Annotated in this window: 21 protein-coding genes; 9 read left to right on the top strand and 12 right to left on the bottom strand. The window is 66.9% G+C overall.

Features of this window, described 5'->3' with window-relative positions; all coding sequences use genetic code 11:
* Positions 1 to 201: 201 nt before the first annotated feature.
* Together ACYRGX_RS02480 and ACYRGX_RS02475 are read left to right on the top strand one after the other, a co-directional pair.
* A complete protein-coding gene (locus tag ACYRGX_RS02480; RefSeq protein ID WP_473055038.1) occupies positions 202 to 1,527 on the top strand; it encodes a DUF3100 domain-containing protein in 1,326 nt (441 codons plus the stop codon).
* Positions 1,528 to 1,781: 254 nt separating this feature from the next.
* The gene (locus ACYRGX_RS02475; protein WP_473055037.1) at positions 1,782 to 2,219 is read left to right on the top strand and encodes a CBS domain-containing protein; all 438 of its coding nucleotides are present in this window, start codon (positions 1,782 to 1,784) and stop codon (positions 2,217 to 2,219) included.
* 49 nt (positions 2,220 to 2,268) lie between these two features.
* Here the strand turns inward: ACYRGX_RS02475 and ACYRGX_RS02470 are convergent, their stop codons facing one another.
* The 9 genes from ACYRGX_RS02470 to ACYRGX_RS02430 all read right to left on the bottom strand — a co-directional run bounded on the left by ACYRGX_RS02470 (position 2,269) and on the right by ACYRGX_RS02430 (position 13,873).
* On the bottom strand, positions 2,269 to 5,145 hold the full coding sequence (locus tag ACYRGX_RS02470; RefSeq protein ID WP_473055036.1) for an autotransporter family protein: 2,877 nt from the start codon (positions 5,143 to 5,145) through the stop codon (positions 2,269 to 2,271).
* A gap of 67 nt (positions 5,146 to 5,212) precedes the next feature.
* On the bottom strand, positions 5,213 to 6,796 hold the full coding sequence (locus tag ACYRGX_RS02465) for a gamma-glutamyltransferase family protein (RefSeq protein WP_473055035.1): 1,584 nt from the start codon (positions 6,794 to 6,796) through the stop codon (positions 5,213 to 5,215).
* A gap of 24 nt (positions 6,797 to 6,820) precedes the next feature.
* Positions 6,821 to 8,146 (bottom strand): TRAP transporter large permease, encoded by a 1,326-nt coding sequence (locus ACYRGX_RS02460; RefSeq protein ID WP_473055034.1) that lies wholly within the window; start codon positions 8,144 to 8,146, stop codon positions 6,821 to 6,823.
* On the bottom strand, positions 8,136 to 8,642 hold the full coding sequence (locus ACYRGX_RS02455) for a TRAP transporter small permease subunit (RefSeq protein WP_473055033.1): 507 nt from the start codon (positions 8,640 to 8,642) through the stop codon (positions 8,136 to 8,138). The genes ACYRGX_RS02460 and ACYRGX_RS02455 overlap by 11 nt, the downstream gene beginning before the upstream one ends.
* Complete coding sequence (locus ACYRGX_RS02450) at positions 8,639 to 9,739, bottom strand: TRAP transporter substrate-binding protein (protein WP_473055032.1); 1,101 nt, start codon at positions 9,737 to 9,739, stop codon at positions 8,639 to 8,641. Before ACYRGX_RS02450 ends, ACYRGX_RS02455 begins: the two co-directional genes overlap by 4 nt.
* Before the next feature lie 319 nt (positions 9,740 to 10,058).
* On the bottom strand, positions 10,059 to 10,505 hold the full coding sequence (locus tag ACYRGX_RS02445) for an Lrp/AsnC family transcriptional regulator (protein ID WP_473055031.1): 447 nt from the start codon (positions 10,503 to 10,505) through the stop codon (positions 10,059 to 10,061).
* Positions 10,506 to 10,586: 81 nt separating this feature from the next.
* Entirely contained in the window at positions 10,587 to 11,687 is a 1,101-nt protein-coding gene (locus ACYRGX_RS02440) for a polyamine ABC transporter substrate-binding protein (RefSeq protein ID WP_473055030.1), read from the bottom strand.
* Between the two features lie 32 nt (positions 11,688 to 11,719).
* Positions 11,720 to 12,748, bottom strand: a complete 1,029-nt coding sequence (locus tag ACYRGX_RS02435) for a histone deacetylase family protein (RefSeq protein ID WP_473055029.1) — start codon at positions 12,746 to 12,748, stop codon at positions 11,720 to 11,722.
* A 120-nt stretch (positions 12,749 to 12,868) separates the two neighbouring features.
* Entirely contained in the window at positions 12,869 to 13,873 is a 1,005-nt protein-coding gene (locus ACYRGX_RS02430) for an AraC family transcriptional regulator (protein ID WP_473055028.1), read from the bottom strand.
* Between the two features lie 112 nt (positions 13,874 to 13,985).
* On the opposite strand from ACYRGX_RS02430, the gene ACYRGX_RS02425 reads away from it, so the two are divergent.
* Complete coding sequence (locus ACYRGX_RS02425; RefSeq protein ID WP_473055027.1) at positions 13,986 to 14,297, top strand: I78 family peptidase inhibitor; 312 nt, start codon at positions 13,986 to 13,988, stop codon at positions 14,295 to 14,297.
* Positions 14,298 to 14,640: 343 nt separating this feature from the next.
* On the opposite strand, the gene ACYRGX_RS02420 is transcribed toward ACYRGX_RS02425, so the two are convergent.
* Positions 14,641 to 15,129, bottom strand: coding sequence for a winged helix-turn-helix transcriptional regulator (locus ACYRGX_RS02420; RefSeq protein WP_473055026.1), 489 nt, complete (start codon positions 15,127 to 15,129; stop codon positions 14,641 to 14,643).
* A 153-nt stretch (positions 15,130 to 15,282) separates the two neighbouring features.
* On the opposite strand from ACYRGX_RS02420, the gene dadA reads away from it, so the two are divergent.
* The 5 genes from dadA to ACYRGX_RS02395 all read left to right on the top strand — a co-directional run bounded on the left by dadA (position 15,283) and on the right by ACYRGX_RS02395 (position 19,221).
* Positions 15,283 to 16,581, top strand: coding sequence for a D-amino acid dehydrogenase (dadA, locus tag ACYRGX_RS02415; RefSeq protein ID WP_473055025.1), 1,299 nt, complete (start codon positions 15,283 to 15,285; stop codon positions 16,579 to 16,581).
* On the top strand, positions 16,556 to 16,903 hold the full coding sequence (locus ACYRGX_RS02410; protein WP_473055024.1) for a RidA family protein: 348 nt from the start codon (positions 16,556 to 16,558) through the stop codon (positions 16,901 to 16,903). The genes dadA and ACYRGX_RS02410 overlap by 26 nt, the downstream gene beginning before the upstream one ends.
* A gap of 52 nt (positions 16,904 to 16,955) precedes the next feature.
* Positions 16,956 to 18,020 carry an alanine racemase gene (gene alr, locus ACYRGX_RS02405; RefSeq protein WP_473055023.1) on the top strand — a complete coding sequence of 355 codons (1,065 nt, stop codon included), beginning with the start codon at positions 16,956 to 16,958 and terminating at the stop codon, positions 18,018 to 18,020.
* Positions 18,021 to 18,118: 98 nt separating this feature from the next.
* Complete coding sequence (locus tag ACYRGX_RS02400; protein ID WP_473055022.1) at positions 18,119 to 18,667, top strand: cupin domain-containing protein; 549 nt, start codon at positions 18,119 to 18,121, stop codon at positions 18,665 to 18,667.
* Positions 18,668 to 18,798: 131 nt separating this feature from the next.
* Positions 18,799 to 19,221, top strand: a complete 423-nt coding sequence (locus ACYRGX_RS02395; RefSeq protein WP_473055021.1) for a c-type cytochrome — start codon at positions 18,799 to 18,801, stop codon at positions 19,219 to 19,221.
* A gap of 131 nt (positions 19,222 to 19,352) precedes the next feature.
* On the opposite strand, the gene ACYRGX_RS02390 is transcribed toward ACYRGX_RS02395, so the two are convergent.
* Together ACYRGX_RS02390 and ACYRGX_RS02385 are read right to left on the bottom strand one after the other, a co-directional pair.
* The gene (locus ACYRGX_RS02390) at positions 19,353 to 19,817 is read right to left on the bottom strand and encodes an Hsp20 family protein (RefSeq protein WP_473055020.1); all 465 of its coding nucleotides are present in this window, start codon (positions 19,815 to 19,817) and stop codon (positions 19,353 to 19,355) included.
* Positions 19,818 to 19,887: 70 nt separating this feature from the next.
* Positions 19,888 to 20,799, bottom strand: a complete 912-nt coding sequence (locus ACYRGX_RS02385; RefSeq protein ID WP_473055019.1) for a LysR family transcriptional regulator — start codon at positions 20,797 to 20,799, stop codon at positions 19,888 to 19,890.
* A gap of 105 nt (positions 20,800 to 20,904) precedes the next feature.
* Here ACYRGX_RS02385 and ACYRGX_RS02380 point away from each other — a divergent pair, with 105 nt between their 5' ends.
* The gene (locus tag ACYRGX_RS02380) at positions 20,905 to 21,663 is read left to right on the top strand and encodes an SDR family NAD(P)-dependent oxidoreductase (protein WP_473055018.1); all 759 of its coding nucleotides are present in this window, start codon (positions 20,905 to 20,907) and stop codon (positions 21,661 to 21,663) included.
* Positions 21,664 to 21,667: the final 4 nt, after the last annotated feature.

The following is a 21,667-nucleotide window of genomic DNA, read 5'->3' as shown; positions in this document are numbered from 1 at the left end:
AAGCCCGAATCGATTATTGGAGAGCTATCCACCGCCTGTCCATACTCGGGCCTTCGACCACGGCCAGCGCCCTTGAGAGCCATTATCCGGCCGGGTCCGACTCGACCTTCCGAGTCCTTTCATTCTGCCCAGCGAGCAGCGCTCGCGAACTGCCAAACATACGAATAACCGTGCCCGCACCACGGGCCGCAGGGGAGAAGCATGAGCACCTATCCGACGCAGGAGCTGACCCAGGAGCGTGCCGTCAGCAGCACCGTGAAGCTGTACATCTGGGCGGCCGTGGTGCTGTCGGTCGCCGAGCTGATCGGCTCAATCGGCATTCCCGTCGGGCCGGGCAAGGTGGTTCTGCTGCCGATGATCTGGGCACTGCTGCTCGGTGCGCTGGTCGGCCTGGCCTACAAGCGCCTGCCCGCCGGCCTTGCCGTGGGGCGCGCCACCCAGGTCCGCTCTGCCGCCATCCTGCAATACGCGTTGCTGGTGTTCATCGCCAAGCTCGGCCTGGTGGTCGGTGGTTCGCTGCCGACGGTGATCGCCGCCGGGTGGGCGCTGGCGTTCCAGGAACTCGGTCACTTCGTCGGCACTATCCTGCTCGGCCTGCCGGTGGCGTTGATGCTCGGCATCAAGCGTGAAGCCATCGGTGCGACCTTCTCCGTCGGTCGCGAGCCGAGCCTGGCGATCATCGGTGAACGCTATGGCATGAACTCCCCGGAGGGCCGCGGGGTGCTCGCCGAGTACCTGACCGGCACCCTCATCGGCGCGGTGTTCATGGCGTTGGTCGCCGGCTTCATCGCCAGCCTGAACATTTTCCATCCGTACTCCTTGGCGATGGGCGCGGGCATCGGCTCGGGCAGCATCATGGCCGCCGCGGCCGGCGCCGTTGCCGCCCAGCAGACGCCGGAAGTGGCCAAGGAAGTGATGGCCCTGGCGGCTGCCGCCAACCTCATCACCACCACCCTGGGCACCTATTTCACGCTGTTCATCTCGCTGCCGCTGGCGGTCTGGGGCTACCGCGTGATGGAACCGCTGATCGGCCGCACCACCAAGGCCTCCCATGGCAGCAGCGCGATCGACGAAGACGTCATCGACGAGCCGGTGGAGCTGAGCTGGGGCGGTCGCATCAGTGCCTGGATCGCCGCCGGCGCGCTGGCCCTGCTGTCCACCTGGATCATCGCCAAGGCGCTGCCGGCCGCAGCCTTCATCGGCATCGCAGTGATGATCCTTGCGGCCTTCGCGGGTGAACTGCTGTGCAACCTGTTTCGCCGCAAGGTTCCCGCGGTGTGCTGGGTCTCGCTGGTGGGCATGTACCTCACCTCGCCCTGGTGCCCCCTGGCACCGCAGGTCGCCGAGGCTACCAACGCGGTGGGAATCCTCGCGGTGATCACGCCGATGCTGACCTTCGCCGGCCTGTCCATCGCCAAGGACATCCCGGCCTTCCGCCGCCTCGGCTGGCGCATCGTGCTGGTGTCGCTGACCGCCAGCTTCGGTACCTTCATCGGTGCGGTGTTCATCGCTGAACTGTTCCACTGAGCAAAAGCGGCGGGGGCCTTTCCAGGCGCCCAATAAACGCTCTTCGTTCGTTCGCGGTTGCGCTATGGGGTGAGCCGGCCGCAGCGATATCGCCTCTCTCTTTAGCCGACCACCTGTCCGTTCGTCAGCCAGCGGGTCGGCTCCGACGGCTTCCTGGGCCGGGCGCGTCGAACGGTATCTGGAGCTCGCCCGCACGTGGCGTTAAGCTTGTTCGGATAAGGGATGCGCCGCTGGCGCGGCAGGAGTATTCAACAATGAAAACCGTCGCACAGATTCTCAGCGGCAAGGCGATGCAGGAGCTCTACACCATCGCACCTGACGACAGCGTGCTCGATGCGCTGACGCTGATGGCGGAGAAGAACGTCGGTGCGCTGCCGGTGACCTACGCCGAAGGGCGCCTAGTGGGCATCGTCAGCGAGCGTGACTATGCACGCAAGGTGGTGCTGCGCGGCCGCTCGTCGTTCGCCACGCCGGTGAGCGAGATCATGACCGCCGCGGTGATCACCGTCGATCCGCGGCAGAGCATCGCCGAGTGCATGGAGTTGTGTACCGACCGCCACTTGCGCCACCTGCCGGTGGTGGAGGACGGCAAGCTGATCGGCCTGCTGTCGATCGGTGACCTGGTCAAGGAAGTGATCGCCGAGCAAGGCGAGCTGATCCAGCATCTCGAAGGCTACATCCGCGGCGAATGAGCGCCGCCACGCGAACCTGCGTGGCGGTCTTCGCGCAACGCCTCTCCCGTTACAGCGCCATCTGCCAGCGCGCTACCAGCGCCTGGCTGTGGGAATCGCTGCCCAGTTCGCCGGTGTAGCCGAAGCTCAGCTGCGAGCGCCGCGAAAGCCCGAGGTCGAAGCCGGCGTCCAGTAGCAGGGCGTCGCGGTCCAGGGCGCTACCTTCCACGCTGAATGCACTACCGCCGCTGAGGAAGGCCTGGCGGGTAGTCACGTCCAGATCGCCGTAGCGGTGCCGCCAACCCAACGCCAGACGCGGGACGAAGGCATGCCCGTTGTCCAGCGTGTGCAGCCAGGCCAGGCGTACGCCCAGGCTGCTGTCGATGCCGTCGTCCTTCTGCCCGTCGACCCGCAGCGCGGCGCTGCCGCCGCTTTCGTCATAGCCCTCGCGGGAATAGCGCGAATAGCCCAGGCCTGCGTACGGCTCGGCCTGCAGCCGGCCGTAGGCCAGTGGGTGGCCGACCTCGACGAAGGACTGCCAGGCGTGGGCACGGTAGTCGCCGTGCAGACGCTCGTCGAGGCCGCCGAAGGTGACCTGTCGCTCGCTGTCGCCATCGTGGCGGCTGTAGGCCAGACCCAGGCGCAACTGGTTGGCGCCCAGCGCGCGCCCGGCGTAGAACGCCAGGTGCAGGCTGTCCAGCTCGCCATCCACGGCGGAGCCGGCGGAGAGCTCGCTCTTCGAGTAGCCGGCGGCGAGGCCTAGGCGCCAGGCATCGCCCAGCGCCCAGTCGGCGCCGAACAGGGCGCCGCGGGTGCGTTGCTCCAGGTCGGCCGCGCCGTTCTCGCCCTGCAACGTGCCGCGGCTGCCCAGGCCTTGCAGCCAGACGCGCGCGGCGGCTGCCGGGTCATTCAGCTGGCGGGCGAAGCCCGGTGCCTGGCTGGCCGCCAGCGCCGGTGCCGGTGCCAGTTCGCCGGCAGCCAGCAGCGGTTGCGCCTGCACGCTCTGCAGGGCGCCTTGCAGTACCGTGCCGACGGCCGCGGTGGAGAGTTGCGCGAGGTTGCCCAGGCTCGCGGTGCTGGCTCCGGCCAATTGTTCGAGGCCCGCTGCGGCGGTGCTGGCATTGCTGCTCACCAGTGCGCCGTAGAGCTCCGGTGTGGCGCTGGCGCTGATGCTGTCGGCGGCATGCGCGCCATTGCGCGAGGCGGCGACATCGGCGAAGGCGACGTCGTTGCGGGTCAGGGTGAGGTCGACGGCATCGTCGCTGTAGCTCAGCGTCGGCGTGAGGAACGCCAGGTCGCTTTGCACCTCGGCGAATTCGCCGGAGACGCTGCCGGCGTCGAGGACGCGGTAGTGGGTCTGCCAGGCATAGTCGCCGCTGGCTGCGCGTAGTTGCAGCAGGCTGCCGTCGATCTGCGCCTGGCCAGCCACATGCAGCGTGCTCGCCGCGTCGGCGTCCAGGCTCAGTGCGAGAACGGCGCCGCGGGCGAGGTCGAGCGCCGCCACTTCGCCGCTGCCGCTGTAGGTGGCGCCACGGGCCACCTGCAGGCTGCCGTTGATGCGCCCGAGGTTGACCAGTTCGCCGGCGAGCACCTCGCCACCTTCGCTGAAGTCGTCGCTGTCCAGCGTCCAGGTGCCCTGGCGCAGCGACAGCCACTCGAAGTGCTGGCTGTTGCCGAAGCTACCGCCGTCGGCGTCGTCGAGGATCAACTGGTCGCGGCCCTCGCCGCCCTCCACCAGGCCGACGAAGCGGCTGCCGCTCTTCAGGGTCAGCGTGTCCGCGCCGCCGCCCAGGTCGAGGGCCACGCCGCCGCTGGCGCTGATCAGGCCGCCGTTGATCACTGCGTCGTCCTGCTCGCCGATGATGCGCACGGCGTCGCCGTCGAGGCCGTAGATGCTGCCGTAGTTCTCCAACTGCAGTGCGTAGGGCGCGCCGCCGGTGTCGCTGTCGTCGATGAGGATGCCGTTGGCCGCACCGCTGATGACCGCACCGGTGTGGTTGAGGATGCTGCCACCACCCATGGCGATGCCTTCACTGGTGTTCGCCGAGCCGTCCTTCTCGCCGCCGGCGCCGATGCCTTCGATGATGCCGTAGTTCTCGATGACGCCCTGGCCATCGATGTCGACGCCATCCCCGTCGCCATCGGCCACCAGGCCGCTGTAGGCGCCGGTGATGCGTCCGTAGTTGAGCACCTGGCCATCGCCGTCGGAGCCGAAGCCCGAGCCGTTGCGACCGATCACCACGCCATCGGCATAGTTGGTCAGCGTGGCGCCGAGGTCGGTGGTAATGCCATGGCGGCCGCCGGAGATCAGCCCATGGTTCTCCACCACGCCGCCGCTGGACTCGTCGAAGTCGATGCCGTCGTACTTGGCATCCGCATCGGTCATGTCGCTGGAACTGATCTCGCCATAGTTAATGACGGTGGCATTGGCGCCCAGCCGCATGCCGTCGTCGAAGCCGTGGATGATGCCCGTCTCGCGGTTGGTGATCTGGATGGATACGTCGCTCTGCAGGGCCTTGAGCATGATCGCGCGGTCCGTCTGCGAGACGATGGTGCCGGCGTTGTCGATGTTCACCTGGGTGCCGACGAAGTCGTCGTCGATGCGGATCGCCTGGCGCTCGCCGTCGATCAGCGCGCCTTCGCGGTTGATCAGCGTGTAGAGGCGCCCATCGCCACTGCCGGAGCTGTCGATCGCGCGGCCTGTGGTCGAGCGCAGCACGCCGGCATTGTCCAGGGTTGCGCCGCTGCCTTGGGTGGCGCCCTTGAGGTCGACGGCCTTGCCGCTGGCGGTGATGCTGCCCTCGGCATCGATGCTCAGGGTGTCTTCGCCGCCGAGCAACTGGGTGGCGGTGGTCGCGCTGTCGATGTGCGTGGTCGCTGCCAGCGTCGGGCTGGCAGCGGCGATCAGGGCGATGTGCAGGGCGAGCGGGGCGGGGCGAAAGCGCATTGGCGGCATCCTGGAATAGACTGCCGCCGGTTATAGAGTGACTTTGTTACCGTTTCGTAACGCCTTGCTAGAGCGCGCAGACGCTGCCGTCGCTGCGGGGGTCGGCGGCGCCTTCGAGCACGCCGTCCGGATGGCGCAGCAGCGCGCCGGCGTGGCCCATCGTGTCGCTGTAGCCCTCGCCCAGCACCTCCACCACGTGGCCAGCGTCACGCAGCGCCTGCACCAGCGCCGGGTCGAAGCGGTCCTCGAGTTTCAGACTGGTGCTGACATCACCCCAGGTGCGCCCGAGCAGCCAGCGCGGCGCGCTGACCGCGGCCTGCAGGTCGCTACCCAGGCGGTAGCGGCTGAGCACCGCGGCCTGGGTCTGCGGCTGGCCTTCGCCGCCCATGGTGCCGTAGCTGAGCACGCGGCCGTCGTCGAACAGCGCCAGTGCGGGGTTCAGCGTGTGGAATGGCTTGCGCCCCGGCTCCAGTGCCTGCAAGGCGTCCGCCTGCAGCGAGAAGCTGATGCCGCGGTTCTGCCAGATCACGCCGCTCGATGGCAGCACCACGCCGGAGCCGAACTCCCAGTAGATGCTCTGGATGAAGCTCACTGCGCGCCCTTCGGCATCGATGCAGCCCATCCAGATGGTGTCGCCCGGCGCCGCCGGCTGCGGCCAGGGCAGCGCCTGTTGCGGGTCGATGCGCGCCGCCAGGGCGTCCAGGTTCGCCGCATCGAGCAGTGCCTGCGGGTCTTCGGCCAGCCGGCGCGGGTCGGTCACCACCCGGTCGCGCACCAGGAACGCCTGCTTGGTGGCTTCCACCAGGCCATGCACGTGGGCGAAGCCATCGCGCTCGCGCACGCCCAGGCGTTCGAACAGGCCGAGGATCAGCAGCGAAGCCAGCCCCTGGGTCGGCGGCGGCAGGTTGTAGACGTCGGCGTCGCTCAGCCGCACGCGCAGCGGGGTGACCTCCTCGGCGCGGTAGGCCGCCAGATCCGCGGCGCGCAGCGGGCTGCCCAGGGCTTCCAGCTCGGCGGCCATGCGCGCGGCCAGTTCGCCGCGATAGAAGTCGTCGAGCCCGGCTTCGGCGAGCCGCCGGAGGGTCGCCGCCAGCGCCGGCTGGCGCTGCAGGCTACCCTCGCGCGGCGCCTGGCCGTCACGCAGGAAGACCTCGGCGAAACCCGGCGCGGCCTGCAATTCGGCGCGTTTGTCGGCGGTCAGCTCGGCCTGGCTGCGGCTGACCACGCTGCCACGCTCGGCGTGGCCGATGGCATCGGCGAGCAGGGTGCCCAACGGCAGCGGTGCGCCCCAGGCGGAGGCGATCTGCAGGGCCTTGTCCCAGCCGCCGATGGTGCCGGCGACGGTCAGCGCGGCCTGCGCGCCGCGGGTGGGAATCTGCGCCTGACCGGCATAGAAGTCGCGGTTGGCGAGGGCCGCGGCACTGCCGCAGGCGTCGATGGCGCGCGGCGCCTTGCCCGGCTCGTGGATCAGCCAGAAGCCGTCGCCACCGATGGCGTTCATGTGCGGGTAGACCACCGCGACGCTGGCGGCGGCGGCGACCATCGCCTCCACCGCGTTGCCGCCGGCGCGCAGCACGTCGCGGCCGGCCTGGGCGGCCAGGTGATGCGGCGCGACGAACAGGCCGCCGACGCCATGGGTACTCTTGAGCATGACTCGTTCCTTTTTGTTGTGTGCCTACCAGCCTATGGCAGCGGGCAGCCAGGTGGCCAGCGATGGGAAGCAGAACAGCACGGCCACCGCCAGCGCCTGCAACAGCACGAAGGGCAGCGCGCCGACGTAGATGTCCCGCGTGGTCACGCCGGGCGGCGCCACGCCTTTGAGGAAGAACAGCGCCCAGCCGAAGGGCGGGGTGAGGAAGGACATCTGCAGGTTCATCGCCACCAGGATCGCCAGCCAGACCATGTCCGTGCCGTAGGCGTGGAACACCGGCAGGAACATCGGCAGGGCGATATAGGAGATCTCGATCCATTCGAGGAAGAAGCCGAGCACGAAGAGCACCGCCATCAGGAACAGGATCGCCCCCAGCTCGCCGCCGGGCAGCAGTTCGAAGATGTCATGCACCAGGCGCTCGCCGCCCAAGCCGCGGAAGGCCAGGGAGAAGGGCTGTGAACAGAGCAGGATGAGGAAGATCATCGCACTGATGGTCAGCGTGCCGTGCAGGGTCTCCTTCAGCGTGCGGCGATTCAGCCGGCGGGCGCAGGCGGCCAGGATCAACGCCCCGGCGGCGCCCATGGAGGCGGCCTCGGTGGGCGCGGCGATGCCGCCGACGATGGAGCCGAGCACCGCGATCACCAGTGCCAGCGGGGGCAGCACGCTGCGCGCCAGGTCCTTGTAGAGCTGCTTGCGGCTGGTCAGCGCACGTTCCTCGGCGGGAATCGCCGGCACCCACTCGGGCTTGAGCCAGCCCAGCAGGAGCATGTAGGCCACGTAGATCAGCGCCAGCACCAGGCTCGGCACGAAGGCGGCGGCGAAGATCGAGCCGACCGACTGGCCGAGGATGTCCGAGAGCAGGATCAGCACCAGACTCGGCGGGATGATCTGCCCCAGGGTACCGGAGGCGCAGATGGTGCCGCAGGCGATGCTCTTGTTGTAGCCGCGGCGCAGCAGCGTCGGCAGGGTCAGCAGGCCGATGGTTACCACGGTGGCGCCGACGATGCCGGTGGAGGCGCCGAGCAGCACGCCGACCAGGATGATCGCCAGGCCCATGCCGCCGTTCAGCCCACCCATGGCGCGACCGATGGTTTCCAGCATGTCCTCGGCGACCCGGGATTTCTCCAGCATCACCCCCATGAAGGTGAACAGCGGGATCGCCAGTAGCGTGTAGTTGCTGACCACCCCGAACATTCGCGCCGGCAGCAGCGCGAAGAGCATCGGGCCGAAGCCGGCGAGCCCTGCGACCAGCCCGGACACCGCCAGCGACATCGCCACCGGGATGCCGATCATCATCATCGCGAAGAAGCCGATCACCATGCCGATGGCCAGCCATTCGTTAGGCGTCATGCCGCACCTCCAGCAGACCGCCCAACGCACGCAGCACATCGGCCAGGCCCTGCAGGGCGAACAGCGCGAAACCCAGCGGCAGGAAGGCCTTGATCAGGAAACGGTGCGGCAGCCCGCCCGGGTCCGGCGAGCCCTCGCCGATGGCGTAGGCCTGCAGCATGTACTTCCACGACAGCCAGGCGATGTAGCTGCCGATCACCAGCGTCGCCAGGCCGGCGAACAGGTCCACCGCCGCCTTGGCGCGTGGGCCGAAGCGGTCGTAGAGGAAGTCCACGCGCACGTCGGCGCGGTGCTTGAGGGTGTAGGCGATGCCGAGCAGGGCGATCGGCGAGATCAGGTACCACTCCAGTTCCTGCATCGCCACCGGGCTGACATCGAACAGATAACGCATCACCACGTCGTAGGCGACGATCAGCACCAGCAGCAGCACGCAAATGCGTGCCACTGCGCCGAACGCTTCGACGACCTGCTCGATGCGCCGGACGGCTGCCTTCATTGTTCGGTCATCCCGAAGTTCATGAACGCCTTCTCGCCCACCGAGGCCCAGGACACGTACTGCTTGCGGAAGGCGAAGAACGCGTCGTAGACCTTCTTCGTCTCGGCATCATTGGCGGCCATGCTCGCCAGGGTGTCGTGGGTGACCTCGCGCAGGCGGGCGAGGATGTCGTCCGGCAGCGGCCGCGCGGTGACGCCCTGGTTCTGCACCAGGTCCTGCAGCGCCTCGGCGTTCACCGCATCGCACCAGGACCAGCTCTCCAGGGTGCAGGCCTGGGCGCAGAAGCGCACGATGGCCTGCAGATCCTCGGGCAGGCTGTCCCAGGCCTGCTTGTTGACGATCAGCTCGGTGACGTTGGTCGGCTCGTGCCAGCCGCTGGTGTAGTAGTTCTTCGCCGCCTTCTGCAGGCCCATGCGACGGTCCTGGTAAGGGCCGACGAACTCGGCGGCGTCGATCACCCCGCGCTCCAGTGCCGGGAAGATTTCCCCGCCCGGGAGCAGGCGCACGGCCACGCCCAGCTCGCTGTAGACCTTGCCGGCGAGCCCGGCGATGCGCATCTTCAGACCCTTGAGGCTGTCCACACCCTGCAGCGGCTCGCGGAACCAGCCGGTCATCTGCGTGCCGGTATTGCCCAGTGGCATCGGTACCACGCCGTGCGGTGCGTAGAGCTCTTCCCACAGCTTCAGGCCGTCGCCATGGTACAGCCAGGCGTTCATGCCCTGGCTGTTCATGCCGAACGGCACGGCGGTGAAGAACTGCGCGGCGGGGATCTTGCCGGCCCAGAAGAACGCGTTGGCGGCGTTCATCTCGACCATGCCACTGGACACGGCATCGAAGCCTTCCAGCGCCGGGATCAGCTCGCCGGCGGCGAAGTGCTGGATCTTCAGACGGCCACCGGACATCGCCTCGACACGCTTGCAGAAGTCGGTCGGGCTGCCCGGCCCTTCGACGTAGAACGGCGAGCCGGGCGCGTAGGCGTTGGTCATCTTCCAGTTGAAGGTCTTCTCGCTACTGGCGGCGCGGGCCAGTGTGCTACCGCCCAGCGCCAGGCCGGCGGCGGCGCCAGCACCCAGGAAATGACGTCGATTGATGCTCATCGATAGTGCTCCCGAAGTCGCCATCCGACGTCGCTAGAGATCGGATGTAAAGTGAGATTGGCGATTGCACGGAGCAACTGGCGTGCCAGCTAGATCACGGTTAATTCGATGATTTAAAAGGATTTTGCGCACCGTTTTGCACGTCGTACAGGTGCTGTTAAGCATCGCGGGATGAGCGTTTTCGCGGAATTTCCGGGTTCTGCGTGCAGATGTAAGCTGCAGATGCACATTAGGCTGACGAACTGCTGCCTGGAGGCGGCGAGGGGGTATCGAATGTCAGTCGCGCACCATCAGGCGTCGCGCGCACCCTTAGGAGGCGCTACAGACGGGCGCCGCCACGCCGGTGCTTGACCCGCGTCAGCAGCGCCTTGCAGTCCACGGTGAGGATTTCCGGACGATTGAACACCTGCTCGCGGACGAAGCGATCGAAACTCTCGTAGCTGTCGGTCAGGGTGTGGATATGCAGGCTCTTCAGGTCGCTCATGATGTACAGGCTGACCACCTCGATGGTCGAGGCCAGACGGTCGGCGACGGCCTGGATGGCATGCGGCGCCACGGTCAGGTCGATGAAGGTCGAGATGCCCTTGCCGAGCTTCTCCGGGTTGACCACGGCGGTGAATTTCTCGATCACCCCGCTCTCCACCAGCGCCTGTACCCGCGTCCGCGCATGCGCCCGGGATATGCCCAGTTGCCGCGCGATGTCGGCGTAGGAGGTACGAGCGTCCTTGATGAGGATGCTGAGAAGGGCCTGGTCGATCTTGTTCACAGGGGCTCCGTCGGGTCACTGCGGCGATAGTGAAAGCTTCCACAGCACGCCGCGTGCCAGGCCGGGTTCCGCAACGATGACTCAGAGGCCGCTCTTGATGGTCGTCCAGGCGCGGGTGCGGATACGCTCGCCGCGGGGCGAGAGCGGAGCGGTGGTGTAGAGCGTCTTTTGAGCCTCCGGCCCGGGAGTCAGGCCGGGGTTCTGGCTGATCGCTTTATCCAGCATGGGCAGCGAGTCGGAATTGGGGTTGGGATAGCCCAGGAAGTTGCTGATCGAGGCGATCACCTCGGGTTGCAGTAGGTAGTTGAGGAATTCATGGGCTTCCTCGACGTTCTTCGCACTGGCGGGAATGGCGAAGGTGTCGAACCAGATCGGCGCGCCTTCCTTGGGTAGGCGCCAGTCGACCACTACGCCGTTGCCGGCCTCCTTGGCGCGGTTGGCGAACTGATAGAAGCTGCCGGAATAGCCGACGGCCACGCAGATGTCGCCGTTGGCGATGTCGGTCATGTACTTGGCCGAGTGGAAGTAGGCCATGTACGGGCGGATCTTCATCATCAGCGCGACCGCCTTGTCGTAGTCGGCCGGGTTTTCGCTGTTGGGGGAGAGCCCCAGGTAGTGCAGGGCGATGGGCAATATGTCCGACGCTGAGTCGAGCATCGCCACGCCGCAGCTCTTGAGCTTCTCCATGTTCTCCGGCTTGAACACTAGGTCCCAGGAGTCCACCGGCGCATCTGCGCCCAGCGCCGCCTTGACCTTGTCCGGGTTGAAGCCGATGAGGATGGTGCCGTACATGTAGGGCACCCCGTACTGGTTGCCCGGGTCGTTGGTTTCCAGCAGCGCCAGGAGCGCGGGGTCGAGGTGTTTCCAGTTTGGCAGCTTCGACTTGTCCAGTTTCTGGAAGGCGCCGGCCTTGATCTGGGTTTCCAGGAACATATTCGATGGCACCACCAGGTCATAGCCGGAATGGCCGGTGAGCAACTTGGCTTCGAGGGCCTCGTTGCTTTCGAAGACATCCCAGGTGAGCTGTATGCCGGTTTGCGCCTGGAAGTCCTTGGGCACCTGTGGCTCGATGTAATCTGCCCAGTTGTAGACGCGCAGTTCGCGTGCCTCGGCGCTGATGCCCAGTGCCAGCAGCGCTGCGCCGCAAAAGGTGGTGCCGAGCAGTCGTTGCAACCTGTTCATGCCATGCTCCTTGGTCGAGTGGTTTGGGCGCCTCAGGCGCCTTCGAAGCCTTCCAGTACGTTCACCGCGTTGATGCCGATCTCCTCCACCGCGTAGCCACCTTCCATGACGAACAGCGTGGGCAGGCCCAACGCCGCGATGCGTGCGCCCATGCGCAGGTAGTCGGGGCTGTCCAGACGGAACTGGGAGATCGGGTCTTCCTTGAAGGTATCCACGCCCAGCGACACCACCAGCGCATCCGCCGCGTGTGCCGCGATCCGCTGGCAGGCGACTTCCAGCGCCTGGGCGTAGGTGTCCCAATCGCTGCCGGCGGGCAGCGGCAGGTTGAGGTTGCAGCCCTCGCCGGGGCCTTCACCGGTCTCGTCGGCATAGCCGAGGAAGAACGGGAACTCGAAGCGCGGATCGCCGTGGATCGAGGTGAACAGCACGTCGTCGCGGGCGTAGAAGATCGACTGGGTGCCGTTGCCGTGGTGGTAGTCGACGTCGAGGATAGCCACCCGCGCGGCGCCGCCGTCGCGCAGCGCCTGGGCGGCGATGGCGGCGTTGTTCAGGTAGCAGTAACCGCCCATGAGGTCGGCGGCGGCGTGGTGGCCCGGCGGGCGGCAGAGGGCGAAGGCGCCGCGCTGGCCGCCGCTGATCAACTGCTGGCCGCTGAGCGCCACCTGGGCGGCGCTGTAGGCCGCCTGCCAGGTGCCGGCGGTGATCGGCGCACCGCCGTCGAAGCTGTAGTAGCCGAGCGCGCCGTGCAGGTCGTCCGGGCAGAGCGCGCGCAGCGTGCGTGCCGGCCAGGTGAATGGCAGCAGGTCGCCCTCGCGGCCTTCGGCGGCCCAGCGTGCCCAGGCACCCTCGAAGAAGCGCAGGTAATCGAGGCTGTGGATGCGCTCGATCGCGCCCCGGCCGAAATCCGTGGGTGCATGGACCTCGCCCAACCCCTGCTGGCGTACCCGGGCGAGCACGTGGTCGGCCCGCGAGGGCATTTCGAAGCAGGGCTTGAGCTGGCCGTCGATCAGTTCGCAGCGGCCATGGTGCAGGTGGTGGTCGTCACTGTAGAAGGTCTGCATCGGCGGGCTCCGCAGGCGTGCTTTTAGCCATTGTGGGCAGCCAGCGGGGAGCGGGAAAAGCCGGGGCGGCGGCCAAAAAGGGATCGATGTGGCCATCGCCTGCCCCGTTTCGGCGCGCGCTCAGCCGCTCATCTCCCGTTGCCGGAAGCGGCTCGGCGAGGTGCCGCTCCAGCGCTGGAAGGCGTGGCGGAAACTGGCGGTCTCGGCGTAGCCCATGACCTCGGCGATGCGATAGATCGGCAGGCGCTGCTCGTCCAGCAGGCGTCGTGCCTGGGCGTAGCGCAGCTCGTCGAGCAGGCTCTGGTAGCTGCTGCCGGCGGCCTGCAACTGACGCCGCAGGGTGCGGCTCGAACAGCCCAGCTGCGCCGCCAGAGCCGGCAGGCTGGGGACCTCGGCACATTGCGCAGCGAGCAGTTGGCGGGCGCGTTCGACGGGCGAAGGGCGCGCGACGAACTGCGCATTGAGCGCCTCGCAGCCGTCGAGTATGTCGCGGTGGGTGACCGGGTCGGCCAGCGGCAGGCGCGCCTCCAGCCAACGGGCCTCGAAGGCGAAGCCGTTGCCGTCGGCGGCGAAGGTCAGCGGACAGGGAAAGTTGCGCGCATATTCGTCGTGCCAGGCCGGCGCGGCATGGGCGAAGCGCGCCGCCTCGATAGGCAGCGGCTGGCCGAGCAGGTCGTCGCAGATCAGCTTCAGCGAGGCCAGGCAGAACTCCACGTTGAAGACCTCCAGCGCAGCGCTGTCGCGGTAATCGCTGGCCTCCAGCCAGACCCATTCGTCCTCCCCGCGCAGGCGCAGGGAGAACAGCGTGCCGAGCAGCGCGGGAAAGCGCAGCGCCAGCTCCAGCGCCTGGCCCAGGGTCGCCGCGCTGAGCAGTCCATAGCCGAGCAGCCCGTAGCCGGACACATGCATACGGCGCCCCAGCGCCAGTCCCAGGTCGTGCTGTTGGCGCGTGGCGTTGAGAAACACCTGGCGTTCCTGGTCGACACCGATGCGCTGCTGGGGGCGCTGCAGGTCGGCGACGGCGATACCGCTGCCAGCCAGCAGGCGCTCGTCGTCGGCATGCCCGGCCAGGGTCTCGATGGCCAGGGCCACGGCGTGCAGGGTGGTCAGCTGGGCGTGGGGCATGACGGGCTCCGCATCCGATGGAGATGACTGGACGGAGCAAAAAGCATGCCCCGGATCGAATCGAGCGGAACGGGGACTAATAAGGAAGCAAGTCACGCAAGAAGGTAGAACGATGAACAGAGCATTACCCGTTTTCCTGCTGGCCGGCGCCGTGCTGGCCGGTTGTGCGTCCAAGTCCGAGGAGCAGACCCCGGGAGCCGCCGCGCCTGCGCCGCTGGATCGCTCCTGCGACTCCGCTCGGGTGCAGGGCCTGATTGGACAGCCCGCGTCGGTCGGGATGGCCGAGCAGGCGCGCGTCGATGCTGGCGCCAACTTCGTCAGGGTTCTCGGCCCCCGGGACGCGGTGACCCTGGACTACGATTCGCAGCGCCTGAACCTGGAGATCGACGAGCAGGGCCGCGTGCTGCGCGCGACCTGCGGCTAGGGCCTGTTCCCGTTTCATTCACGGCCGCGCCGGCGCCTGTTTTTCCGCGAGACAAGGCCGCGCCCGTTCCCGACGGGCTTGCGGCATTCACTCCATCCCTGGAGATCGCGCGAGTCGCAGGGCTTACCGGGGTAAGTCCAAGACGAGTAACGCCGTATCGCGGCAAAACAGGCACCGGCCCGTAGGGTGGGCCGCCGAGGTTGTGCCAGAAATGACCTGCGCTGTCGTTGCAGGACTTGCCAAGGGAGTGGCCATTGGCTGCGTCCTGCGCCTAACCACAGGCCATTTCTGGCGAGAACGCGGGGCGGCCATCCGCGGTTCGCGAATGAAACGGGAACAGGCCCTAGTCCGCAATCGGCAGGCTCAGGCTCTCCTTGACCTCCTCCATGACGATGTAGCTCTTGGATTCCCGGACCCGGGGCAGTTTGAGCAGGATGTCACCGAGTAGTTTGCGGTAGGAGGCCATCTCGCTGATGCGCGCCTTCACCAGGTAGTCGAAGTCGCCCGACACCAGGTGGCACTCCAGTACGTGGGGCAGCTTGAGCACCGCCCGGCGAAACTCCTCGAAGGTGTCGCCGGATTTGTAGTCGAGGCTGATCTCGACGAAGACCAGCAGGCTGGCGTGCAACTGCTGAGGGTCCAGGCGCGCCGCGTAGCCCATGATGATGCCCTCGCGCTCCAGCCGCCGGACGCGTTCGGTACAGGGCGTGGTGGAGAGGCCGACGCGTTCGCCGAGCTCGGTGAAGGAAATCCGCCCGTCCTGCTGGAGGATGCGCAGGATGTTGCGGTCGATGCGGTCCAGCTCGCGTTTCGATTGGTGTTGAGTCCTCACCAGAGAATCTCCTTGGGATAAGGGCTATTTGGCGTTAAATATTTTCAAGAATAGCTTTTTAAATAGTCAATACAACTGGTTGTGTACGAATAAACTGGCGATATTACCCGGTCCTATTTTTCCGTCGAGCCGCAGGCCGACGAGGAGACAGCCATGCGTGTTCTGGTCCTTGGAAGCGGTGTCGTTGGCACCACCAGCGCTTACTATCTGGCCCGTGCCGGTTTCGAGGTGACGGTCGTCGACCGTCAGCCGGCGCCCGCGCAGGAAACCAGCTTCGCCAACGCCGGTCAGGTTTCGCCGGGCTATGCCTCGCCCTGGGCCGCGCCGGGCGTGCCGCTCAAGGCCATCAAGTGGCTGCTGCAACGCCACGCGCCGCTGGCTATCCGCGCAACCGGCGACATCAACCAGTACCTGTGGATGGCGCAGATGCTGCGCAACTGCACCGCGGCCCGCTACGCGGTGAACAAGGAGCGCATGGTGCGCCTGTCGGAGTACAGCCGTGACTGCCTGGACGAGTTGCGCGCCGAGACCGGCATCGCCTACGAAGGCCGCCAGCTCGGCACCACCCAGTTGTTCCGCACCCAGGCTCAGGTCGATGCCGCCGCCAAGGACATCGCCGTACTGGAGCGCTCCGGCGTGCCCTTCGAGCTGCTCGACCGTGAGGCCATCGCGCGCGTCGAGCCGGCCCTGGAACGCGTGAAGCACAAGCTGGCGGGCGCGCTGCGCCTGCCCAACGACCAGACCGGTGACTGCCAGCTGTTCACCACCCGTCTCGCCGAAATGGCCCGCGAGCTCGGCGTGGAGTTCCGCTTCGGCCAGGAGATCGGCCAGCTGGAAGCCGACGGCGATCGTCTCAAGGGCGTGTGGATCGACGGCAAGCTGGAAAGCGCCGACCGCTACGTTCTCGCCCTGGGCAGCTACAGCCCGCAGATGCTCAAGCCGCTGGGTATCCATGCGCCGGTCTATCCGCTCAAGGGCTACTCGCTGACCGTGCCTATCGTCGACCCGGCGATGGCCCCAACCTCGACCATTCTGGACGAGACCTACAAGGTCGCCATCACCCGTTTCGACCAGCGCATTCGCGTGGGCGGCATGGCCGAGATCGCTGGTTTCGACCTGTCGCTCAACCCGCGTCGGCGCGAGACCCTGGAGATGATCACCAACGATCTCTATCCCCAGGGGGGTAACCTTCCGGCCGCGGAATTCTGGACCGGCCTGCGTCCGGCGACGCCGGATGGCACGCCGATCGTGGGCGCCACCGCCTACCGTAATCTCTATCTCAATACCGGCCACGGCACCTTGGGCTGGACCATGGCTTGCGGCTCCGGCCGCTACCTCGCCGACCTGATCGCCAACAAGCGTCCGCAGATCAGCAGCGAAGGCCTCGACATCAGCCGTTACGGCAAGCAACCGGAGATCCGCACGCATGCCCATCCAGCGTCTGCGCACTGAAGTCCGCTACAGCGAAGCGGTGATCCATAACGGCACCGTCTACCTGGCCGGCCAGTTCGATGAGGCGTTCGCCGAGGGTGCCGGCGCGCAGACCCGCGCCACCTTGGCGGCCATCGACGCATTGCTCGCCGAGGTGGGGTCCGGCAAAGCCAAGCTGCTGTCGGCCACCCTCTACCTCAAGGACATGGCCGACTACGCGCCGATGAATGCCGTCTGGGACGCCTGGCTGCCTGCCGGATGCGCCCCGGCGCGCACTTGCGTGCAGGCTGCGCTGTATGATCCGCGCATACGGGTGGAAATCACCGTTACCGCCGCCCTCTGACCCTCTTCCGCGCCGCCGCCCGGCGGCGCTTTTGCACAATGCCGAGAATTCCATGCGCCCCGCTCGTGCCCTGATCGATCTGTCTGCCTTCGTCCATAACTACCGCCTGGCTCGCGAACTGGCAGGGGCCAAGGCGCTTGCCGTGGTCAAGGCCGATGCCTACGGACATGGGGCGTTGCGCTGTGCCGAGGCGCTGGGCAGCGAGGCCGACGGCTTCGCCGTGGCCTGCATCGAGGAGGCACTGGAGTTGCGCACGGCGGGTGTGCAGGCGCCGATCCTGCTGCTCGAGGGCTTCTTCGAAGCGGACGAGTTGGCGTTGATCGATGAGCATGCGCTGTGGTGCGTGGTGCATTCGCACTGGCAGGTCGAGGCCGTCGAGCGCTTCTCCCCGCGCCAGCCGCTGAAACTCTTCCTCAAGCTCGACAGCGGCATGCATCGGGTGGGTTTCCATCCCCAGGAATATGCCGGCATCCACCGCCGCCTGCTGGCCAGCGGCAAGGTCGGCGAACTGGTACTGATGACCCACTTCGCCCGTGCCGACGAGCTGGACTGCCCGCGCACCGACGAGCAGCTCGCCGCCTTCCGCGCCGCCAGCGCCGGACTGCAGGCGCCGCTCAGCCTGCGCAATTCGCCGGCACTGCTCGGCTGGCCGCAAGTGCCCAGCGACTACTCGCGTCCGGGCCTGATGCTCTACGGCGCTTCGCCGTTCGAGGTCGAGCAGGTCCAGGCCGCGCGTCTGCGCCCGGTGATGACCCTGGAGTCCAAGGTGATTGCCGTGCGCGAGCTGCCGCCCGGCGAGCCGGTCGGCTATGGCGCGCGCTTCGTTACCGAGCGGCCGACCCGCGTCGGCGTGGTCGCCATGGGCTACGCCGATGGCTATCCACGGCATGCCCCGAGCGGCACGCCGGTTTCCATCGACGGTGCGCCAGCGCGGCTGATCGGACGTGTCTCCATGGACATGCTGACCGTCGACCTCACCGACCTGCCAGGTGCCGGCCTGGGCAGCCGCGTCGAGTTCTGGGGGCGCGAAGTGCCGATCGAACGCGTCGCCGAGGCCGCCGGCACCATCCCCTATCAGCTGTTCTGCAACCTCAAGCGGGTGCCGCGCCTGTACTAGCCGGCCAGCGCGAGGGGGCGGCACAGGCGTTGTAAATATCGAACGCCACGGCCATGATATGCCCCACTTCGCCACCCGTTCCGAGGAGGAACCCAGCATTGGACGTCGGCTTTCGCCTGCAATCCATACGCAAGCTCAAGGGGCTGTCGCAGCGTGAACTCGCCAAGCGCGCAGGGGTAACCAACAGCACGATCTCGATGATCGAGAAGAACAGCGTATCGCCCTCGATCAGTTCGCTGAAAAAGGTCCTCGGGGGCATCCCGATGTCCTTGGTCGAGTTCTTCTCCGTCGACCTGGAGCCGGAAAGCCAACCCAAGGTGGTCTATAAAGCCAGCGAATTGCTGGACATCTCCAGTGCCGAAGTGACCATGAAACTGGTCGGCAAGGCCTATCCCAATCGGGCCATCGCGTTTCTCGACGAGACCTACCCGCCGGGCTCCGACACCGGCGCGGAGATGCTCAACCACGATGGGCAGGAGGCGGGCATGCTGGTCGAGGGGCGCCTGGAACTCACCGTCGGCAACGAGGTGCACGTGCTCGAAAGTGGCGACAGCTACTATTTCGAGAGCAACCAGCCGCATCGTTTTCGCAATCCCTACGAGCACCCCGCGCGCCTGCTTTCGGCGACTACGCCGGCGAACTTCTGAGTTCGTGCGACAAGATGACGCAAGACCCTGCACCGAGCAGGGTTGTTCCGGCGAGCCGGGGTAACCGGTATACTGGCGCGCGCTCGCGATACCGTGGCCGCGGGTGATACCAGCCAAGATGAGGTGTTAGGGTGAATTTTATCAACAAGATGCTGGCGGCCAGCGCCGCTGTACTGGCCCTCTGGGCCGTGACCGCCCAGGCCGCGACCGATGATGCGATCGCCAAGCGACTCGAACCGGTCGGCAAGGTCTGCGTGAGCGGCCAGGAATGCGAAGGCGTGGGCGCCGTTGCGGCCAGCGCCGCGGGCGGTACCCGCAGTGCCGATGACATCATCGCCAAGCACTGCAATGCCTGTCATGGCACCGGCGTGCTGAATGCACCGAAGATCGGTGATACCGCCGCCTGGAAAACCCGTGCCGATGAGCAGGGTGGTCTCGACGGGTTGCTGGCCAAGGCCATCAGCGGTATCAACGCCATGCCGCCGAAGGGCACCTGTGCCGACTGCTCCGACGATGAGCTGCGCTCGGCCATCCAGAAGATGTCCGGGCTGTAAGGCCCCGTCATCGCTGCAACGAACCGCCTTCGGGCGGTTTTTTGTTGTCTGCCGATTTATCGGGCGCCTCGATTCGCAGAACGCAGAAGGGGCGCCCGTGGGCGCCCCTTCTGTCTTTAGGCCCGAGTGGATCAGGCGGCGTCGCTGTTGCCTTGCAGGGCCGGACGGTTTTCGCTGCTGCCGATCTGAATGCGCCGCGGCTTGGCCTCTTCCGGCACTTCGCGGGCCAGCTCGATGCTCAGCAGGCCGTTCTCCAGCCGCGCGCCCTTGACCTCGATGTGGTCGGCCAGGCGGAACGACAGCTTGAAGGCGCGCTGGGCGATGCCCTGGTGCAGGAAGGTGACTTCCTCGGCCGCTTTCTCGCGGCGCCCGCCACTGACGGTCAGCACGTCGCGCTCAACCTGCAGTTCGAGGTCTTCCTCGCGCAGGCCGGCGGCCGCGATGACGATGCGATAACGGTCGTCACCGTGCTTTTCCACGTTGTAGGGCGGGTAGGAGGCACCGGTGTCGTTGCTGGTCATCGACTCGAACAGATCGTTGAAACGATCGAAGCCAACGGAACGACGGAACAGCGGAGCGAGAGAATAAGTGGTCATGGTCGAATCTCCTGAATATCAGCAAGTTTCTCTAAGGGTTGCGGGCCCGACTTCGGCATCCCGCAGGACACTAGATGGAGTCGCCCTCGCCGATTTCAAGCATGCCGTTCGTCGCCAAACGCGCCTGCAGCCATTCCATGAATACACGCACCCGGCGCGGTAGATGAGGGTGTGTATAGAGCAGGCAGACCGGCATGGGCGCGGCGCGGTAGTCCGCGAGGATTTCCACCAGCGTGCCGTTTTCCAGGGCTTCGGCGACGCCGAGGCGCGGCACCTGGATGATCCCCAGGCCGGCGAGACAGGCCGCCTTGTAGGCCTGCGAGTTGTCCACGGCCACGGCCGTCGGCATCGGCAAGTGATGATCGTGGCCATCGCGCCGGTATTCGAAACCTTCCGACTCGAACTGGCCGTAGCCGACGAGGCGGTGGGTGGCCAGGTCCTCCAGACGCGTTGGGGTGCCGAAGCGCCGCAGGTAGCCCGTGCTGGCGCAGTTGACCTGCGGCAGTCGGCCAAGACGGCGGACGATCAAGGAGTCGTCACGGGGTTCGCCGATGCGCAGCACGCAGTCGAAGCCGTCGCGTAGCGGGTCGACACGACGGTCGCCGCTGCACAGTTCCAACTGCAGGTACGGGTGAGCGGCGAGAAACTCCTCCAGATGGGGGATTATCTGGTTGCAGGCCACCGCCAGGGGCAGCTCGACGCGCAAGCGCCCGCTGAGCGCGCGATCGCCGCGAAACAGGCCCTCGACGTCTTCCAGTTGTTCGAGCAGAGCGCGTGCGCGTTGGGCGAATGCCTGACCATCGGCGGTGACCTGCACGCGGCGGGTCGTGCGTTGCAGCAGGCGGGTGCCGAGCAGCGCCTCCAGTTGGCGAACCTGCTCGGAAGCCGTCGAGCGCGGCAGTCCCAGACTATCTGCGGCGGCGCTGAAGCTGCCCAGTTCAGCGACGCGAAGGAAGGTACGGAAGAGTGCCGGCTTGTCCATGATTGTTCGCTCTGTCTGGCCAGTATTTCTATATTTTGCGGCTTTATCGGCTCGCTGGCGAACAATAGTCTGGGCTCCTCCACTCGCCAACCCGAGGATTCGCCCATGACTCGCAAGATCGCTCTCATCACCGGCGCCAGCCGCGGCCTGGGCCGCAACGCCGCCCTGCACCTCGCCGCCCGTGGCGTCGATATCGTCGGTACCTACCGCAGTCAGGCCGCCGAAGCCGAGGCGGTGGCCGAGCAGGTCCGCGCCCAGGGCGTGACCTGCGCCATGTTGCCCCTGGATGTCGCCGACAGCAGCGGCTTCGCCGATTTCGCCGAGCGCCTGGGCGCGACGCTGAGCAGCGAGTTCGCCAGCGACGGCTTCGACTACCTGCTCAACAACGCCGGTATCGGCCTGCATTCGTCCTTCGCCGAGACCAGCGAGGCGGACTTCGACCAGTTGCTGGCGATCCACCTCAAGGCGCCGTACTTCCTGACCCAGCGCCTGCTGCCGCTGCTGCGCGACGGCGGGCGCATCCTCAACGTCTCCTCGGGGCTGACGCGCTTCGCGTTGCCGGGCTACGCGGCCTATGCGTCGATGAAGGGCGGCGTGGAGGTGCTGACCCGCTACATGGCCAAGGAGCTGGGCGCGCGGGGGATTGCGGTGAACTGCCTGGCCCCGGGCGCCATCGAGACCGACTTCGGCGGCGGCCGGGTGCGCGATGATGCCGGGCTCAACGGCTTCGTCGCCGGCAATACCGCATTGGGCCGGGTCGGCCTGCCGGATGACATCGGCGGCGCCGTGGCCGCGCTGTTCGACGAGGGCAGCGGCTGGATCAATGCCCAGCGTATCGAGGCCTCCGGCGGCATGTTCCTCTGAGTCG

It is taken from the genome of Pseudomonas sp. R4-15, from assembly GCF_055768815.1.
Note: the sequence above shows the minus strand (reverse complement) of the source record. Positions and strands in the feature narration are given on the sequence as shown.

Excerpts from the sequence above, each read along its gene's own strand:
- ACYRGX_RS02480 (WP_473055038.1), top strand. The coding sequence starts at position 202 with ATGAGCACCTATCCGACGCAGGAGCTGACCCAGGAGCGTGCCGTCAGC.
- ACYRGX_RS02475 (WP_473055037.1), top strand. The coding sequence starts at position 1,782 with ATGAAAACCGTCGCACAGATTCTCAGCGGCAAGGCGATGCAGGAGCTC.
- ACYRGX_RS02470 (WP_473055036.1), bottom strand. The coding sequence starts at position 5,145 with ATGCGCTTTCGCCCCGCCCCGCTCGCCCTGCACATCGCCCTGATCGCC.
- ACYRGX_RS02465 (WP_473055035.1), bottom strand. The coding sequence starts at position 6,796 with ATGCTCAAGAGTACCCATGGCGTCGGCGGCCTGTTCGTCGCGCCGCAT.
- ACYRGX_RS02460 (WP_473055034.1), bottom strand. The coding sequence starts at position 8,146 with ATGACGCCTAACGAATGGCTGGCCATCGGCATGGTGATCGGCTTCTTC.
- ACYRGX_RS02455 (WP_473055033.1), bottom strand. The coding sequence starts at position 8,642 with ATGAAGGCAGCCGTCCGGCGCATCGAGCAGGTCGTCGAAGCGTTCGGC.
- ACYRGX_RS02450 (WP_473055032.1), bottom strand. The coding sequence starts at position 9,739 with ATGAGCATCAATCGACGTCATTTCCTGGGTGCTGGCGCCGCCGCCGGC.
- ACYRGX_RS02440 (WP_473055030.1), bottom strand. The coding sequence starts at position 11,687 with ATGAACAGGTTGCAACGACTGCTCGGCACCACCTTTTGCGGCGCAGCG.
- ACYRGX_RS02435 (WP_473055029.1), bottom strand. The coding sequence starts at position 12,748 with ATGCAGACCTTCTACAGTGACGACCACCACCTGCACCATGGCCGCTGC.
- ACYRGX_RS02430 (WP_473055028.1), bottom strand. The coding sequence starts at position 13,873 with ATGCCCCACGCCCAGCTGACCACCCTGCACGCCGTGGCCCTGGCCATC.
- ACYRGX_RS02425 (WP_473055027.1), top strand. The coding sequence starts at position 13,986 with ATGAACAGAGCATTACCCGTTTTCCTGCTGGCCGGCGCCGTGCTGGCC.
- dadA (WP_473055025.1), top strand. The coding sequence starts at position 15,283 with ATGCGTGTTCTGGTCCTTGGAAGCGGTGTCGTTGGCACCACCAGCGCT.
- ACYRGX_RS02410 (WP_473055024.1), top strand. The coding sequence starts at position 16,556 with ATGCCCATCCAGCGTCTGCGCACTGAAGTCCGCTACAGCGAAGCGGTG.
- alr (WP_473055023.1), top strand. The coding sequence starts at position 16,956 with ATGCGCCCCGCTCGTGCCCTGATCGATCTGTCTGCCTTCGTCCATAAC.
- ACYRGX_RS02390 (WP_473055020.1), bottom strand. The coding sequence starts at position 19,817 with ATGACCACTTATTCTCTCGCTCCGCTGTTCCGTCGTTCCGTTGGCTTC.
- ACYRGX_RS02385 (WP_473055019.1), bottom strand. The coding sequence starts at position 20,799 with ATGGACAAGCCGGCACTCTTCCGTACCTTCCTTCGCGTCGCTGAACTG.
- ACYRGX_RS02380 (WP_473055018.1), top strand. The coding sequence starts at position 20,905 with ATGACTCGCAAGATCGCTCTCATCACCGGCGCCAGCCGCGGCCTGGGC.